We start from the raw sequence: 2,789 nt of genomic DNA, 5'->3' as shown, positions 1-2,789 counted from the left end.
GCCACGTTCAGCACGAGCCCGCAGGCTGCCGGCTGCGGCACCAACTCACCTCATGTGGACGGGTATCCCTCAGCTGTGGCACCCTCTCTGTCGCGCCCGCTGAGCCTCCCCTGTCTCAGCGGGCGCGCTCGTCCACACGGCGGCACGTCTCCGCCGAGGCAAGACCGTCGCGAGGAAAGCACTCATCTGGAATCACCTCGACGACCTCGGCTGCTCGGCCACCATGCGGCGTGCGGGGCCGCCTTCCTCGAACGCTGCCGCTGCGAGCGACCTCACGTCCCGTTACCGGGCACGCAGGCGGGCAGTGTCTGCCTCGAGACGCCCCACGCGGCGGCGACCTCGGAGATGACGGCCGTCGCCGATCACCGCCAGCACCGCTTTGTACCGCTGCTCAGGTCGGCCGAAGTCATGCAAACGTGTGGTGGGGCAGCAGGGGCTTGAACCCTGGACCGACGGATTATGAGTCCGCTGCTCTGACCGGCTGAGCTACTGCCCCGGGACCGTCGCGACCCGTGTGGGCCGTCGAGGTCGATCGGAGTCTAGCGAGCCGCTGCCGACGGTCGGGAGGCGGTTCCGGCGGCCGCCACGCGACACTCTAGGCTCGCCCTGTCCCAGGCCCCCGCACGTGAGGAACAGGAAATGAGTGACGGCATCCGCGTGGCAGCGGTCGACGACGTGGAGCCCGGCGAGGCGCTCGTGCTCGACACGGCGGTCACCGAGACGCCCGAGCCGATCTCACTCTTCCGCGACGACGACGGCACGTACTACGCGCTCGACGACACGTGCTCCCACGAGGACGCCTCGCTAGCGGAAGGCTGGATCGAGGCGGGCGAGGTCGAGTGCCCGCTGCACGCGACGCGTTTCTGCCTTCGCGACGGCAAACCGATGTGCCTCCCGGCCACCAAGCCGGTTCGGACCCATCGGGTCGAGACCCGTGACGGCGAGGTCTACCTCTTTCCTGGGGTCGCTGCGAGCGCCTGACGTGTCACGACCGGAAGGGTGGGACGAAAGAGGACATATCGGCAACTGAGATTGCTGGTGCCCTTGTGCCCCATGGTGCACAATGGGCAAGTGCTCGTTGCCGAGCGCGCTCTACCCGCATCACCGAGACAGTTCGCCGCACCACGAAGTCGCAGCCGTTGGGGAAGACGTCCCTGCAACTTCAGGAGGTTCGGATGGCTGTCGCGATGTCGCGCACCCAGACAGGCGGGGTTCTGTTCGTACACGGAGCCCCGGCCGCGCTGTGCCCGCACATCACGTGGGCGATCGAGGCCGTCCTCGACCAGCGGGTGACCCTCGACTGGATCCCCCAGCCTGCCGCGCCCAGGATGATGCGCACCGAGCTGACCTGGGCCGGCGCCCCCGGCACGGGCGCCKAGCTGGCCAGTGCCCTGCGCGGCTGGGACGGGCTGCGCTACGAGGTGACCGAGGACCCCTCCCCGGGCTGCGACGGGGCACGCTGGTCCTACACGCCCCGCCTCGGCATCCACCACACCATGACGTCCGCTTCCGGTGACGCCGTCGTGCACGAGGACCGCCTCCGTGAGGCCATCGTGCGCACGCGCGGCGACGCCGACGCGCTCCAGGACGAGATCGACCTGCTGCTCGGTGTCCCGTGGGACGAGGAGCTCGAGGTGTTCCGATACGCCGGTGACGGTGCTTCGGTGCGCTGGCTGCACAAGGTCGGCTGACCGCCCCAGCGCTCGTCCGCCGCGCCCTCCAGCGTGGCGTGCGGGACGTGACGAGGGCCCGGGCGGTTCGTGCGCCCGGGCCCTCCTCGCGTCGCGCGGCCGCCGGCCGGCCGGCCGGGACCGCCCGAAAATCACTGGGCGACAGTCGTTCCCTCCTGCCATCATCGGGTGGACGCGCGCCGACCTCGGTGCCCACCCATCTCCCACGTGTAGACGAAAGGCCAGTCATGGCGACGGGACTCCCCGTGCAAGCGAAGCGCAGCCGATGCCTCGCCGCGGTGGCCTACCCGTTCCCGGTGGAGGGCCAGTTCCGGCGCCCCCAGCCTCACCAGTGGCATCCCGCCCTGCGTCCTCGCTGACGCGACGAGCCTGACTGGCTCCGTCCATCGAGCCGCCCACCGGGATGACCGGTCGGCGGCTCTTCTCATGCCGCCCGCCTGAAGCGAACCGGGGTGGGACCTGTACGCCCCCACCCCGGTGCGGCTGCACCTCGCCCGATCCACCACACCCAAGAAGACCTGCACGGAGCGCCGGGAAGGAGCCCGCCGGATGACCAGGAACCACAAGACCTTTCACGCCCAGTCCCTCGGACAGGTCGGGCTCCGACCCGTGTCGCGGGCGGCGCACGCCTTCGACGCGTGGGTCTTCCGTGCCGCGTCCGAGCACCCTTTCGAGGTCGCCGGTTCGGAGCCGAGTTGCGCCACCCACGACCCGGAGCTCTTCTGGCCGGCCACCGAGGTCGATGCCGAGCAGGCGCGGGCCGTGTGCCGTGGGTGCCCGCTCGCCGAGGTGTGCCTCGCCGTGGCGCAGCGACGCCTCGAGTGGGGCGTCTGGGGCGGGCAGCTGCTCGCCAGGGGACGCCCGACGACCGAGCTCCCGGGCAACGTGCGCCCGTCCACCCACGACACGGCGCGCAGCGCCTGAGACACCGAGGACGTATGCCGGGTGGCCGCCTCCCAGCGAGGCGCGCCTCCCGGCATACGACCTCGCCCACCGCACCGTCACGACCTCCGGGCACCCGGCCCGGCTCACGAGAGGATGACCACCATGACCACCTTCCCTGTCGCGCTTCCCGGCGCGCAGGCGTCCACCCTGATG

3 protein-coding genes and 1 tRNA gene are annotated in these 2,789 nt (G+C 71.0%); 3 read left to right on the top strand and 1 reads right to left on the bottom strand.

Annotation, left to right across the window (positions count from 1 at the left end; translation table 11 throughout):
• Nucleotides 1–419 precede the first annotated feature (419 nt).
• Nucleotides 420–496, bottom strand: a tRNA-Ile gene (locus tag AC1DP0_RS20570).
• A gap of 143 nt (nt 497–639) precedes the next feature.
• On the opposite strand from AC1DP0_RS20570, the gene AC1DP0_RS20565 reads away from it, so the two are divergent.
• The 3 genes from AC1DP0_RS20565 (at nt 640) to AC1DP0_RS20555 (ending at nt 2,615) form a co-directional block, all read left to right on the top strand.
• Nucleotides 640–981: a bifunctional 3-phenylpropionate/cinnamic acid dioxygenase ferredoxin subunit gene (locus AC1DP0_RS20565; protein WP_478088186.1), complete on the top strand. Its 342-nt coding sequence runs from the start codon at nt 640–642 to the stop codon at nt 979–981.
• A 194-nt stretch (nt 982–1,175) separates the two neighbouring features.
• On the top strand, nt 1,176–1,691 hold the full coding sequence (locus AC1DP0_RS20560) for a DUF3145 domain-containing protein (protein ID WP_478088184.1): 516 nt from the start codon (nt 1,176–1,178) through the stop codon (nt 1,689–1,691).
• A 549-nt stretch (nt 1,692–2,240) separates the two neighbouring features.
• On the top strand, nt 2,241–2,615 hold the full coding sequence (locus tag AC1DP0_RS20555; protein ID WP_478088182.1) for a WhiB family transcriptional regulator: 375 nt from the start codon (nt 2,241–2,243) through the stop codon (nt 2,613–2,615).
• Nucleotides 2,616–2,789: the final 174 nt, after the last annotated feature.

It is taken from the genome of Terrabacter sp. P5_B1, assembly GCF_056400505.1.
This window is presented reverse-complemented; position numbering and strand designations above follow the sequence as displayed.